The organism is Acinetobacter sp. 226-1 (genome assembly GCF_030329325.1).
Lineage (GTDB): Bacteria > Pseudomonadota > Gammaproteobacteria > Pseudomonadales > Moraxellaceae > Acinetobacter > Acinetobacter sichuanensis.
In genome coordinates this window covers 75,380-88,806 of sequence record NZ_JACANU010000004.1, presented here as the reverse complement: position 1 = coordinate 88,806, position 13,427 = coordinate 75,380, and the positions used below count along the sequence as shown (strand labels likewise).

Sequence of the window (13,427 nt, the reverse complement as noted above, 5' to 3'; positions counted from 1 at the left end):
GATAAAAAATACAGCTTATTCATCCACAATATCTGCAAAATGTGCCGCTAAAACCTTCACTAAGTCATGTGGATTAACCCCGATATCTAAACCTCGTTTCCCACCACTGACATAGATTGTATTTAATGCTTCCGCACTTGAACAAATGACTGTTTTTAATCGTTTCTTTTGTCCAACAGGGCTAATTCCACCCACCAAATATCCTGTTAAACGTTCTGCATCTTTTGGGTCTGCCATATGCAGTTTTTTTGCACCAAATGCGCTTGCTACTTTCTTTAAATTTAACTGATGACTTACAGGTAAAACAGCAACAAAATAGTTTTTATCATCTGTGACCATTAATGTCTTAAAAACTTCTTCAAGCTTTAAGCCTAATTTTTCTGCAGCCTCTAAACCAAAGCTTTTTGCATTAACATCATGTTCATATTCATGGATTGAGAATTCAATTTTATTTGATTTCAAAACTTTACATGCAGGAGTCATAAATTTAATTAAGATGGAGAGGATATGTAATTATATGTCATCTGTGGCTAGATGTTAAATAACTTAGGCTATTTAAATATCTACTGTTCATAATGTAAATTAAACAACTTTACTCGTCATATCGCCTTTTGTTTTAATGAGTTAAGTTGGGCACTTATATTCACACAATAACAATTTTGGTTTGAATTATGACTCAAATTGCACCACAACAAGATAATAACCAACAGACTTCAGTAACACCCTCATCTACTGGAGTTTCTAGCTATCTTGCTCGCTTTATTTCATTTTTCACACGACGTGGCGCGCGTTTATTAACAGGTGCTCGTAGCCTTTGGCTAGGTTGTGAACCTGAATTAAAGCAACGCATTTATTATGCAAATCATAATAGTCATATCGACTTTATTTTATTATGGTCTTCTTTGCCCACCGCTATTCGTCGCAAAACCAAGCCTGTTGCAGCTTCAGACTATTGGTTAAAAGATGGATTTAGGCGTTTTCTCATTCAAAATACTTTTAATGGTGTCACAATTCGGCGCAATCGTGAAAATAATCAAGACCCTTTACAACCCATCAAAGATGCACTTGAACAAGGTTATTCTATTATTTTCTTTCCTGAAGGCACACGAAATCTCAATGATGATGTAGAACTATTACCGTTTAAAAGCGGTTTATATAATTTGCATGAACAATTTCCACATATTGAAATTGTACCTGTTTGGATTTCAAATCTTAGACGTGTTATGCCTAAAGGAGCATTTGTTCCACTCCCATTACTTTCAACAGTGTGTTTTGGTTGCCCTTTAGATCAGCATTTTGAAATGAATAAAAGCGAATTTTTGACCTATGCACAACAAGAATTACTTAAATTAAAAGAGGTTGAAAACCAATGACCTTGAACAATTTACAACAAACTTATCTTTTATTTGGCATTTTTGCATGTATTTTAGTTTTTGCATCAAGTGTTGGATTTATTTTAAAAAAACGTACAGGAGCAAATGCTTCACCTGTGATTGACAACCTGAATGCTCGAATCAATGCATGGTGGGTGATGTTGATTGTTATTGGTGCAGCGATTTTACTTGGTAAAACTGCATTTATCATCTTATTTGGTATCATTTCTTTATTTGCATTACGAGAGTTTATTAGCCTACTTCCAACTCGACGTGGTGATTATTTCCCGTTACTCATCGCTTTTTATTTTGTTATTCCCTATCAGTACTATCTCATTTATACAGATTGGTACGGATTATATTCTATCTTTATTCCACTTTATGTTTTTTTATTGATTCCGATTGCCAGTCTAAAACAAGAAGATACCACTCATTTTTTAGAACGAAGTTCAAAAATTCAATGGGGGCTGATGGTCAGCGTATTTTGTATTTCTCATGTTCCTGCATTATTAAACTTAAAACTACCAGATTTTCAAGGTGAAAAAATTTGGCTCGCGATTTGGCTGATTATGGTGGTGCAAGCTTCAGATGTTTTACAATATGTTTGTGGAAAATTATTTGGAAAACATAAAGTTGCACCTGTTTTATCACCTTCAAAAACTGTAGAAGGTTTAGTTGGTGGCATTCTACTTGCGACAGGTTTAGGTGTATTAATGGCTTGGTTAACACCGTTTACTTATTTACAGGCTGCTTTTATTGGGCTTATTGTCTGTGTTTTTGGCTTCTTTGGCGGTTTAGTGATGTCTGCCATCAAACGAGATCGAGGTGTAAAAGATTGGGGGCAATTAATTCATGGTCATGGCGGCATGTTAGACCGTATTGATTCTATTTGTTTTTCTGCACCCATTTTCTTTCACATTTTACGTTATTGGTGGAGCTAAAATAAAACGCTAAGATGAAAATGATCCAACACATACTCATCTTAGCGTGTATCACGCTTTATTGTTATTCTTGATTATTCGTATTCAATTGACTTAGACAATTTCTTGATTATTCACTTATTGTTCTGCCAACCAACTCATAAAACGCTGACGCTCTACTTTTGAGGCATTTTGCCATATTTGAATCATTTGCTGATCAGCCGTTGTACTATTTACAGATACCGCAGTCGATGTTGTACTCAACGGCATTGCTGTTTGGGATTTTGTATAAACAGGAGCAGGCTGATTACCCTCTTGTTTTTTCGTGGTTGTTAAATCAAAAACTCGACCAAAAAGCCCACCAGATAACCAAGGTTTAGCTTCATTATTTGCCCCAGTTTGCTGTACAATTAATTGATTATGAGCATCATACAAAGCCACTGTAGGTTGTTCTGCATATTTTTTTGCGGCTTCAAAACTTTGTGGTGCATCAACCAAACTTAATTTATAACTTTGCCCATCTTGTAAATTAGGCGCTTTAATTGTCACAACACCTGATTTTAAAATATCGTGTTCACTGTTTAAATGTTCAAAATATTGTTGGTAACGCACACTAATTGAGGCATTGCCTGCATCGACTTTATATTCATTTTTTTTTGTTCTAAAAATACCTGTATTTACTTCCTGATCATTTACTGCCAAGACAACAATTTCTTCAGGTGCAGTAATCGTCACTGCCGCCAAAGCAGAATTACCAATCACTAAACCTAAACTCATGATACTTGCTGCAAACTTTAAACGCATAGATATTTCTCAAATGTCAATAAACTGTAAAATTTAATGCACTATGCTCTGTCCTCATGACAATTTTATGACAATTATCATTTACAGTCATTTTTTAGACATAAACTATTGAAAATACTTAATTTTATAAATTAGCTTATATCTTAAAAATTTGAAAATCAAACATTATTCATTTTTATTTTCTGGGATACTATTCCGATTAGAATGCTGAAAATTTTGCTGACCACAATATCGACATCTTTTTCCACCCTGTCTACGCCACATTTCATAAATCACACCTGGAATAATCGCAAAACATAATAACAATAAAGTCAGCAAAATATTGCCACGAAAAGTAGGCACACTATAATGTCCACATGATAAGCATTTTTCTTTGTTTGACATATTTTTAAGTGATTTAAAATTTTTAGAAATACTAACTGATCCTTATTCACTCAATCAATTGCTACTCATAGCCTCTTGTTAAGATTTTCAGCCAAGTACTATTATTTTTATATCATAAAAAAAGAGTACCTTAGTACTCTTTCTCTTTTTCACATAAAATTTCAATTAGTTAAATGTTTTAAAACGCTCAGCATCATCCATAAATGGTTTTTCACCCGCAGGCGCTTCTACTGAACCAAAGACCAATTGAGCACGTAATTTCCAGTTGCTTGGAACATCAAAAGTTTGCGCAACTTCTTCGTCTACAATCGGATTATAATGCTGTAATGATGCACCTAAACCAGCTTCTGATAAAGCTGTCCATGTTGCAAATTGAGCAATACCCGTTGAGTGTTCAGACCAAATTGGGAAATTTTCTGCATAAAGTGCAAATTGTTCTCGAAGACTTTTTACAACGTCTTGATCTTCATAAAATAAAACTGTGCCATAACCTGCAATAAAGCTATTAATTTTATTGCTTGTACCTTCAAATGCTTCAGCAGGAACAATTTTTCGTAAAGTTTCTAAAACAATTGTCCAAAACTTAACATGTGAATCACCAAATAAAGTGACAGCACGTGAAGTTTGCGAGTTAAATGCTGATGGACTTTGTTTGATTGCTTCTTTAATTGTTTCTTCAATTTTTGCATTGTCTAAAGTTACATTTTTACCAATTGCATAAATTGTACGGCGTTGTTTAATTTGATCTAAAAATGACATTGTATTTTACCCTCAATATTGCTTTGACCATTTTGGTCGTGTTCTTAAGATAGAGTCAGTATATTGCATTTAAATGATAGGCGTCAGTGATATCTTTATGACATAATGTTGCATAAATAGAACGCCCAGCAGTAAAGATAAAAAATACACCTTTCAATTGAATTTGGTCTATTTGTATAAGCATGATTTTACTTCAATATTGAGTGATCTCATCCTATTTGGTCTATTTCTTTCAGCCTTAAAATGTGTATTTTTACCTTCAACTGAATGAATGAATAATTCTTTCTAAACTTATGAAAAAACAAGAAATGTTTCATCATCCTCTACACATATTTTTTCGTCAGCTGGACTTAAAATAGAACCAAAAGTCATCTGTGCTTTAAGCTGCCAGTGTTGTGATAAATTATATTTTTCAATCACTTGAGTATTAATGCTTGGATTATAATGATGCAAAGCAGCACCTAAACCTAAACTTGCAAATAGCGCCCACACAGCAAACTGAACCATTCCTGAGCTTTGTTCAGACCAAATTTCAAACTCTTCTGCTTGTAAGGGTTTAAGTTTTTGTAATTTTTGAAGCACCTGTTGATCTTCAAAAAATAAGACTGTGCCATAAGCTGCACAGCATTGATCAATTTTTAGCGCCACACCTTCATACGCTTTTTCATGCATGTGTTGGCGTTGAATATCTTTTACCATTGTCCAAAATTGTTCATGTGATTGTTGTATTAAAATAACCACTCTTGCACTTTGACTATTCTGTACCGAAGGACAACACGAAACTGTTTCTTTAATTAACTGAATTAATTCATCCTTCTGATAAGGAACTTTTTTCCCTAAATGATATATGCTACGACGTTTCCGTAAATTTTCTAAAAATGGATATTCATCAGACACATTGTCTTTCTTTTTAAACAATAAATCTTTTGACAATTCCGTTGTCAAAACATGACCAATTTTAGATAAAATTGTCATTACACTTCCCCAAGAAATAAAAAATAAAGACATACATTTTGTAAGTATTTTATGGTTTTTATCTATTTTTATCAAAGTTTAATGTTTACTTTTATAGCAATAAATCATGTAAAAATAAAAAAACTCCACACAAATGCAGAGTTTTTTATGATTTAAATTAACGTGTTATTTATCAGTTTCAAATAAAGCTGCAACAAATGACTTCGCTGAGAATGGACGTAAGTCATCAATTTTCTCACCCACACCAATAAAACGAATAGGTACATGTGTGCGACTTGCGATATTAAATAACACACCACCTTTGGCTGTACCGTCAAGTTTAGTGATCGTTAAACCTGTTAAGCCAACTGCTTCATCAAACATTTCAACTTGATTAATTGCGTTTTGACCTGTACCTGCATCCACAACCAACATAACCTCATGAGGTGCAGTTGCATCAATTTTTTGCATCACGCGTTTTACTTTGGTCAACTCTGTCATTAAGTTACTTTTATTATGCAAACGTCCTGCTGTATCTGCAATCAGTACATCAACACCTTTTGCACGTGCACTTTCAAAAGCATCAAAAATTACAGAAGCACTGTCAGCACCATGTCCTTGTGCAACCACTTGAATATTATTACGTTCACCCCAAATCTGAAGTTGTTCCGTTGCTGCTGCACGGAAAGTATCCCCTGCCGCCAACATCACTTTTTTACCTTCACCTTGTAAACGTTTAGCTAATTTACCAATTGTTGTGGTTTTCCCCACACCATTTACACCCACCACTAAAATCACAAATGGATTTTTATTTGGGTCAATATGTAATGGCTTAACACGCGGTGCAAGCAAAGCCACCAATTCTTCTTGCAAAGCTTTATAAAGTGAATGTGAATAGATCAAATCACCACGTTCAGTACGCTCAGTTAAATTTGCAATAATCGTTTTAGTTGCTTCAACACCAATATCGGCAACCAATAATTGCTCTTCAACTTCTTCAAGTAGCTCATCATCAATTTCTTTGCCACCGATCAAGATATTGACCATACCATCAGCAAAGTTTTTACGAGATTTCGTTAAGCCTTCTTTCATGCGGCTAAAGAAGCCACCTTTTGCTTTTGTTTCTTCTTCTACAGCTTCTGCCACAACAGCAGTTGTCTCTGCTCGTTCTATTTTATTTTCAACAATAGGCACATTAACGGCAGGTAAACTAGGTAATGTGACATCGTCATCACCGATATCCGCATCAATCAAGAATTTATTTTGCTGTTCTTGCATGCCGAGTCCTTGAAAAGCATCGTATTAAAAAAGAAAGAGTTTAGCACAGATTGTCATTTTTATAAGAATTTAAGATGTTTTTAAGTTAGGGTTGTGCAGTTTAAAAGCTAGATGCTACAAATCAACCAAAATGCAACATTCTAATATTGATTTAAAACGTAATTTTTTGAAGAATATTGCTAAATACTTTTATATTTTCTTGGATAAGTAGTGATCAATATCAAAAAATTATGCTTGAATATTTTTTCACCACATTTATCTCAACGCTGTCTATTGAGTGGCTTTTTTCTAGTTGGATCGCCTATCCCAACAGTATTTGCAGAAACACAAAGCCAATTGGCACGTACAACTTTTGAAACGACATTAAATAATGGTCTCAAAGTCATTATTCGTGAAGATCACCGTGCTCCTATTGTGATGACACAAATTTGGTATGCTGTGGGGAGTAGCGACGAATCTGGAAATCTGTTAGGTATTTCGCATGTACTTGAACATATGATGTTTAAAGGCACACAAAAAGTCCCAGATGATGAATTTACCCGTCTTAGCCGTATTTATGGTGGACGGATCAATGCAGCAACCTACACCAATTATACAAATTATTATCAACTCTATCCTAAAAAATACTTTCCTCTCGCCTTAGAACTCGAAGCTGATCGCATGCGAAATTTAGTTTTACGACAGCAAGATTTTGAACCTGAAATCAAAGTAGTGATGGAAGAAAGACGCCAACGCACTGATGATAATCCTCGAAATTTAGCATATGAACGCTTTAAATGGATTGCTTATCCCACCAGTCATTATCGTCAACCTGTGATTGGATTTATGAAAAATCTACACAATATTAAACTTGATGATCTAAAAAAATGGTATCAAACATGGTACACACCCAATAATGCAACTTTGGTGATCGTGGGTGATATCAATGCAGAACAAGCCTTAAAACAAGTACAAAAATATTTTGGTGCAATTGCGAAAAAAACCACACCTGACCGTAATGATGTACTTGAGTTTGATCGCTTAGGCTATCGTCATATGGAACTTGCGCTTCCTGTTCAAGTGCCAAATTTGTACATGGCTTGGAATGTGCGTTCTTTAGCAACTGCCAAAAACCCTCAAGATGCTTATGCGCTCACTATTATTCAATCTTTACTTGATGGAGGAATTTCTTCTCGTCTACAAGACCGTTTAGTTCGTGATAAAAAAATCTTAACTGCAATTAATGTCAGCTATGAACCCTATAACCGAGGTGATAGTTTATTTACCATTTCTGCTTTACCTTCAGAAAATGTCAGCTTAGAACAAGCACAAAGCGCAATTGAAAAAGAAATGGATTTATTTAAAACAGAACTGGTAAATCAAGCCGAACTAGAACGTGTTAAAAACAATTTCGTTTCTAACTTAGTCTATAGTCAAGATGATATTGCAGGACAGGCGAATATGATCGGAAATTTAGAAGTTAACGGTTTAAGTTTCCGTCTGATTGATGAGTTACCACAACACTATGACAAAGTGACACCACAAGACTTACAGCGCATCGCTAATATTTACTTTGTTCGAGATAATCTAAGTACCTTGTACTTAAGCCCTGAGTCCAAAGATAAACCCTAAGCCCATTCAGGAGTTTTAAGTGCCAAATTTAAAATTATTGCTTTTAATCAGTACACTTTTATGTTCAAGCTATAGCATAGCCGAATTTAGTGCAGAAGATGCCACAGAAGCAGAACCATTGCCTACCGACACGCCATTAAAATCTCTCAATGTATTGGAAAGTTTAAAAAATTTAGATCAACAAAAAAATTATCAAGCGCCATTTGTCCAAGAATTAAATAATGCACAAAAAGTCAGAACGCTTTTCGTTTCGACCCAAGATCTGCCCATTGTGGATATTCAACTGACTTTTAACGCAGGTTCTGCACAAGACGAAAATATTGCAAAAGGCATGTCGGGTTTAGCAAATATGGCAGCCAAACTTATGGCTGAAGGCACAGATCAATATACAGCCAAACAAATTGCCAGTACTTTTGAAGGATTAGGTGCTAAATTTAGCGTTAATGCTTATCGAGATATGTTTACAGTCCGTTTACGCGTACTTTCTGACCCGCAGAAACTAAATCCTGCAATCAATATGATGTTACATGTACTCAATCATGCGACATTTAATAATTCTGGTCTAAATTTAGTCCTCAATAATACCAAAATTGGGCAAAAGCAAGTTCAAGAAAATCCTAGCCGCTTGATGGGCATTCGCTTTTATCGTGCTATTTATGGCAAACATCCTTATGCAGAGCCTAGTGTCGGCACCAATGCCAGCATTCAAAAAATCACGCCTGAATTGTTAATTCAATTTAGAAATCAATTGCTAGTTGCACAGAATATGAATATTGCCATTACAGGCAATTTAAGCACAGAACAAGCCACTCAACTCGGTAGTTTATTCGCCAGTAGCATCCCTCAAGGCATAGCAGCACCCGAGCTTCCTGAACCCATCGACCAATCTGATTTTAATATTCAGTTTATCCCTTTTCAATCTAAACAAGCGAATATTATGATGGGGCATTTAGCAATTACACGCTCAGACCCCGATCGAGTCGCATTAGAAGTCGCCAATCAAATGTTTGGAGGAAGTGGATTTAATTCTATTTTAATGAAAGAGTTACGTGTAAAACGTGGTTATACTTATGGTGCTTATAGTACGTTATCTTCAACCCAAGCAAAAGGCTTATTTAGTTTAAGTTATGGTACACAACAAGAACAAATGATGGAAAGTATCCGCGTTGCTCATCAAGCATTAATTGACTTTGTAAAACAACCGATTCAACGTAAACAGCTTGAAGAAACCAAAGAAGGAATGTTACGTTCTTTTCCAATGTCATTTAGCAGTAATGCCAATATTAATGCACAATTAGCAGCGATTGGCTTCTATCATTTACCTTCAGATTATCTAACTCAATATCAACAACAACTCAGTAAAATGACAGCCAAACAGATTCAAGCCGCGCTTCAAAAACATATTCGTGCAGATCGGCTTACTTTTGTGATTGTTGCAGAACAGCTCAATAAAGAAGCATTGAAAAAAATGTTGAATCAAAATTTAGGCATTATCACACCTGAAATAGAATCAAACATCGCGAGTAAAAGCATGAAAAATGGTCAAAAAAGTGAAGAATAATACAGTCTTAATCGCTTAAAAATTTGCCTATTGATTGTTATTCATCTTCAATCGCCATCGCTGGATATTCTTTAATACGCGCAGCTTCATAAGCATGTGCACGCATTAATCTAAAATATTGATGTGTAGAAATATAAGGTTGTGTTTGTAAATATTTTGCTAAATCTTGGGTACGAGGATATTGGGCTTGTAATGATAATTTACTCACTTGATAATATTTTTCAGGACTGATTGGACGAATCAGCGTGTAACCTGAAACAAGCAAAATAAAGACCACAACGATCATGATCCCCATTTTCAAAAAAGACTCTAAAGTCATGTGTGACTTTAATTGTAAAATTTGATTTTTTGATATGAGCATGTACTACCTCGAATGAATTCTTAGTGTAATCTTGAGGCAGTGAAAAATATAGTGTTTAGAGAAAAAGCATACAAATTTAAGGGTTATTAAACAACAATGTGCCTAATAACCCGATGGATTCATCAAAAATAGCTAAATTAAACATTTAGTTCAACATACTACGAATCACTGCAAAGTATAAAATTAATGCAATAATTGCTAAAACCAAAAATACTGCAAAAACACTCACTCCCCCTTCTGCATGAGCTGGATGTAAATCATCGTCATCGGCTAAGCGACGTAATTCCCCATCGTATATTCGATAAAAACCCATTTTTTGCAAAGGTTCTAGATTTCGTGTATAATCGTAAATACGCTTCCTTTGCGCTAAACAAAACTCTCCTAGATGTATTTCTTGGTGGAAAATTGCTTCGTCCAATTGTTTGCGGTGATACTGCGCGAGTGCAACTATTTGAGACTCAGCTGGAGGTACATCAAAATTAAAACCATCTATTGTGTTTATCATCTTTGTTCTCCCTTTTTTAGTCTTCCTCATATAGATTTTAATAAAAATCATGATTGATTAATGTTTAATCATGTAATCTTAAGTTATTCTATATTGCTCAAAAATAATAGTTGACAAGTTAAGTAAATTGTAATATTAGTTTAATACAGATAAGTTAGATTAGTTAGCAATGTAAATAAAAGACCTCATGGGAGGTCTTGTAAATGATCATAATTACAATAAGGAGTTATATATGATTCATCAAATCTCTCAACATGACTTAGAACATGTGTATGCAAGTGCGGTAAATACAATTCATTCAGAAATGAATTTTATAGATGCAGTAAAACAACTTGAAGACGCAGCAAAAGCAGGTCATGGTAAAGCAGCAATGTTCTTAGCAGAACTTTATTATCAAGGTTTCCGTGTAGAACGCGATTCTTTAAAAGCACAATACTGGCAAAAGATGGCAACCATGCAAGCATAATACAACGTCACCTAGGTGGCGTTTTTTAATGCTTATTTTCATAATTATTTACGATTTAACACGAAGCTTTCATTTAAAGCATAGCTGAATCACTTACAATGATGGAGAATCAAATGCGATTGTTTATCATGAAAAAATTTATCCATCTTCAACCAATTTCCAAAGAACTAATCATCAAACTTTCGATTCTTAAATCTTTTATGTATTGCGGAGTTTTATGGGGTTTATATCATCAGGGTTGGGCAATGAAGACCGACAAAAATGATGTATTTTTTCCTTTTTGGTTAAATTCTTTGCAAGCTTATCAATACGCAAGCCTGCATTGGCCACAGTATACGCCACGTAAAATCACTCCAAAAGATTTTCAGGAAGCGCTACTACCAACACTTACCCGCTTAAATGTAAAACCTGCTTTATTTAATTCTTCAGGTCGTAAATTTAAACTTTCAACTTTACAAATGCACCAATTCTTCTTCAACAATTCACTACCATTCCACGCAATTTAAACCAAACAAATATTTAGTCACGCTTTAATCTTGCCATTGAAGCGTGTTATTTGATTATTCAAATAAAATTTGATGAAAAATCCAACAAAATACTATTTTTTTCTGTGATTGTCATACAAAAGTATTTGCATTCTTTTAAAATATAGTTAAGTTAAAAGAATGCAATAAAAATCGCAAGGAACAATAATTATGACCACAGTTGCCCAAGTTATCCAAAATAAAATCGGACAAGAAATCCATACCATTCGCCCTGAAGCAACCGTTTTAGAAGCCATTACACTTATGGCAAATAAAGGCATTGGCGCAGTCGTGGTTGCCGAAGACTCTACTGTTGTGGGCATTCTCTCTGAACGTGACTATACTCGCAAAATTGCCCTCATGCAGCGTACCTCTGACCATACTACTGTTGCTGAAATTATGACAAATAAAGTCCTTTCAGTCACTCGCTCAAATACTGTTGATGAATGCTTAGCGCTCATGACTGATCGTCACATTCGCCATTTACCTGTAATAGAAAACAATGAACTCCTTGGCTTAGTATCTATTGGAGATTTAGTAAAAGCCACGATGGAAGATCAACGCAAACTCATTGAACAATTACAGCAATATATTTCAGGTTAATTGATCTACAGTTTGACTTGTAACAAAAAACCTCTCAAATCGAGAGGTTTTTAATTGAATCACAAAATTTCGATCAAAACTTAGTTCAAGCCCAATTTCGCAGCCACATAATCGGCATCTTTGTCACCACGACCTGACAGATTAACCACAATGTTAATGTCTTTTGCCAGTTTTGGCGCTTTACGAATTGCCCATGCCACTGCATGAGAACTTTCCAATGCAGGTACAATTCCTTCAACACGAGACAGTGTCATAAAGGCATCAAGACATTCCTGATCAGTTGCAGTTGAATATTCAACACGACCAATATCTTTTAAGAAACTGTGCTGCGGACCAACACCCGGATAGTCCAGACCCGATGCGATCGAATGCACAGGTAAAGGCTCACCTTGTTCATCTTCCAGTACATAACACGCCATACCATGCAATTGGCTTGGCTTACCCAATGTCAATGTTGCTGAATGCATGTCTGTGTCCAAACCATGACCCGCAGGTTCTACACCCACCAGTTTCACTTCTGCATCATTTAAAAATGCAGTAAAAGCACCCACTGCATTTGAACCACCACCCACACACGCCACCACATAGTCAGGCTGCGCACCAAACTGATCTTGTGTTTGAACTTTAATTTCGTCCCCAATAATTGATTGGAAATCACGCACCATTTTCGGGAAAGGATGCGGTCCAACCACAGAACCAATCGCATAAATAAAGTTGGTTGGATCTTTTAAATATTCATCAAATGCACTATCTACAGCATCTTTTAAAGTAGCTGTACCACGTGTTACAGAAATGAGATTTGCACCTAAAATTTTCATTTTCACGACATTTGGGTGTTCTTTTTCAATATCCGCCTGTCCCATATGAATTTCACATGGAATTCCCACCAACGCACAAGCCGTTGCCAAAGCCACACCATGTTGCCCTGCACCTGTTTCAGCAATCACTTTAGTTTTGCCCATATATTTTGCAAGTAAGGCTTCACCCAGACAATGGTTAATTTTATGCGCGCCTGTATGATTTAAATCTTCACGTTTTAAATAAATCTGCGCACCGCCCAGTTGTTCAGACAGGCGTTTTGCATGAAATAATGGACTTGGACGACCGACATAATGGGCAAATAAATCTGCCAATTCCTTTTGAAACTCTACTGTATGACGAATTTCTTCATAAGCGACATTAATATCATCCATTGCCTGTTTTAAATGTGGTGGGATAAACTGACCCCCATATTCACCAAAAAAACCTTCTTCATTTGGTAAAGCAATTCCATTTATTTGATGGTTCATGTTGATCCCCTGATCCCACTTCTACAACATACAAA

16 protein-coding genes are annotated in these 13,427 nt (G+C 35.4%); 7 read left to right on the top strand and 9 right to left on the bottom strand.

What is annotated here, in order from left to right:
• Positions 1 to 15: 15 nt before the first annotated feature.
• Complete coding sequence (gene ybaK / locus HX124_RS09095) at positions 16 to 483, bottom strand: Cys-tRNA(Pro) deacylase (RefSeq protein WP_107007713.1); 468 nt, start codon at positions 481 to 483, stop codon at positions 16 to 18.
• Between the two features lie 188 nt (positions 484 to 671).
• On the opposite strand from ybaK, the gene HX124_RS09090 reads away from it, so the two are divergent.
• Together HX124_RS09090 and HX124_RS09085 are read left to right on the top strand one after the other, a co-directional pair.
• On the top strand, positions 672 to 1,373 hold the full coding sequence (locus HX124_RS09090; protein WP_286376853.1) for a lysophospholipid acyltransferase family protein: 702 nt from the start codon (positions 672 to 674) through the stop codon (positions 1,371 to 1,373).
• On the top strand, positions 1,370 to 2,314 hold the full coding sequence (locus HX124_RS09085) for a phosphatidate cytidylyltransferase (protein ID WP_107007715.1): 945 nt from the start codon (positions 1,370 to 1,372) through the stop codon (positions 2,312 to 2,314). The genes HX124_RS09090 and HX124_RS09085 overlap by 4 nt, the downstream gene beginning before the upstream one ends.
• Positions 2,315 to 2,431: 117 nt before the next feature.
• Here the strand turns inward: HX124_RS09085 and HX124_RS09080 are convergent, their stop codons facing one another.
• From HX124_RS09080 to ftsY, 5 genes are all read right to left on the bottom strand, one after another.
• Positions 2,432 to 3,097 carry a DUF2057 family protein gene (locus HX124_RS09080; RefSeq protein ID WP_286382326.1) on the bottom strand — a complete coding sequence of 222 codons (666 nt, stop codon included), beginning with the start codon at positions 3,095 to 3,097 and terminating at the stop codon, positions 2,432 to 2,434.
• Positions 3,098 to 3,262: 165 nt separating this feature from the next.
• A complete protein-coding gene (locus HX124_RS09075; RefSeq protein ID WP_171405097.1) occupies positions 3,263 to 3,439 on the bottom strand; it encodes a hypothetical protein in 177 nt (58 codons plus the stop codon).
• A 207-nt stretch (positions 3,440 to 3,646) separates the two neighbouring features.
• Entirely contained in the window at positions 3,647 to 4,240 is a 594-nt protein-coding gene (locus HX124_RS09070; RefSeq protein ID WP_286382325.1) for a nitroreductase family protein, read from the bottom strand.
• A 291-nt stretch (positions 4,241 to 4,531) separates the two neighbouring features.
• On the bottom strand, positions 4,532 to 5,215 hold the full coding sequence (locus tag HX124_RS09065; protein WP_286376855.1) for a nitroreductase family protein: 684 nt from the start codon (positions 5,213 to 5,215) through the stop codon (positions 4,532 to 4,534).
• 165 nt (positions 5,216 to 5,380) lie between these two features.
• Complete coding sequence (gene ftsY, locus HX124_RS09060) at positions 5,381 to 6,472, bottom strand: signal recognition particle-docking protein FtsY (RefSeq protein WP_107007720.1); 1,092 nt, start codon at positions 6,470 to 6,472, stop codon at positions 5,381 to 5,383.
• 273 nt (positions 6,473 to 6,745) lie between these two features.
• On the opposite strand from ftsY, the gene HX124_RS09055 reads away from it, so the two are divergent.
• Entirely contained in the window at positions 6,746 to 8,083 is a 1,338-nt protein-coding gene (locus HX124_RS09055; protein ID WP_286382557.1) for a M16 family metallopeptidase, read from the top strand.
• Between the two features lie 19 nt (positions 8,084 to 8,102).
• On the top strand, positions 8,103 to 9,644 hold the full coding sequence (locus HX124_RS09050) for a M16 family metallopeptidase (protein ID WP_286382324.1): 1,542 nt from the start codon (positions 8,103 to 8,105) through the stop codon (positions 9,642 to 9,644).
• Between the two features lie 37 nt (positions 9,645 to 9,681).
• On the opposite strand, the gene HX124_RS09045 is transcribed toward HX124_RS09050, so the two are convergent.
• Together HX124_RS09045 and HX124_RS09040 are read right to left on the bottom strand one after the other, a co-directional pair.
• Positions 9,682 to 10,005 carry a hypothetical protein gene (locus HX124_RS09045; RefSeq protein WP_286382323.1) on the bottom strand — a complete coding sequence of 108 codons (324 nt, stop codon included), beginning with the start codon at positions 10,003 to 10,005 and terminating at the stop codon, positions 9,682 to 9,684.
• A gap of 145 nt (positions 10,006 to 10,150) precedes the next feature.
• Positions 10,151 to 10,510 carry a hypothetical protein gene (locus tag HX124_RS09040; protein WP_107007723.1) on the bottom strand — a complete coding sequence of 120 codons (360 nt, stop codon included), beginning with the start codon at positions 10,508 to 10,510 and terminating at the stop codon, positions 10,151 to 10,153.
• A 232-nt stretch (positions 10,511 to 10,742) separates the two neighbouring features.
• On the opposite strand from HX124_RS09040, the gene HX124_RS09035 reads away from it, so the two are divergent.
• The 3 genes from HX124_RS09035 (at position 10,743) to HX124_RS09025 (ending at position 12,103) form a co-directional block, all read left to right on the top strand.
• Positions 10,743 to 10,976, top strand: coding sequence for a hypothetical protein (locus HX124_RS09035; protein WP_107007724.1), 234 nt, complete (start codon positions 10,743 to 10,745; stop codon positions 10,974 to 10,976).
• Between the two features lie 128 nt (positions 10,977 to 11,104).
• Positions 11,105 to 11,482 (top strand): DUF2750 domain-containing protein, encoded by a 378-nt coding sequence (locus HX124_RS09030; protein WP_107007745.1) that lies wholly within the window; start codon positions 11,105 to 11,107, stop codon positions 11,480 to 11,482.
• 189 nt (positions 11,483 to 11,671) lie between these two features.
• Positions 11,672 to 12,103, top strand: a complete 432-nt coding sequence (locus HX124_RS09025) for a CBS domain-containing protein (RefSeq protein WP_107007725.1) — start codon at positions 11,672 to 11,674, stop codon at positions 12,101 to 12,103.
• 80 nt (positions 12,104 to 12,183) lie between these two features.
• On the opposite strand, the gene trpB is transcribed toward HX124_RS09025, so the two are convergent.
• Positions 12,184 to 13,392 (bottom strand): tryptophan synthase subunit beta, encoded by a 1,209-nt coding sequence (trpB, locus tag HX124_RS09020; protein WP_286382322.1) that lies wholly within the window; start codon positions 13,390 to 13,392, stop codon positions 12,184 to 12,186.
• Positions 13,393 to 13,427: the final 35 nt, after the last annotated feature.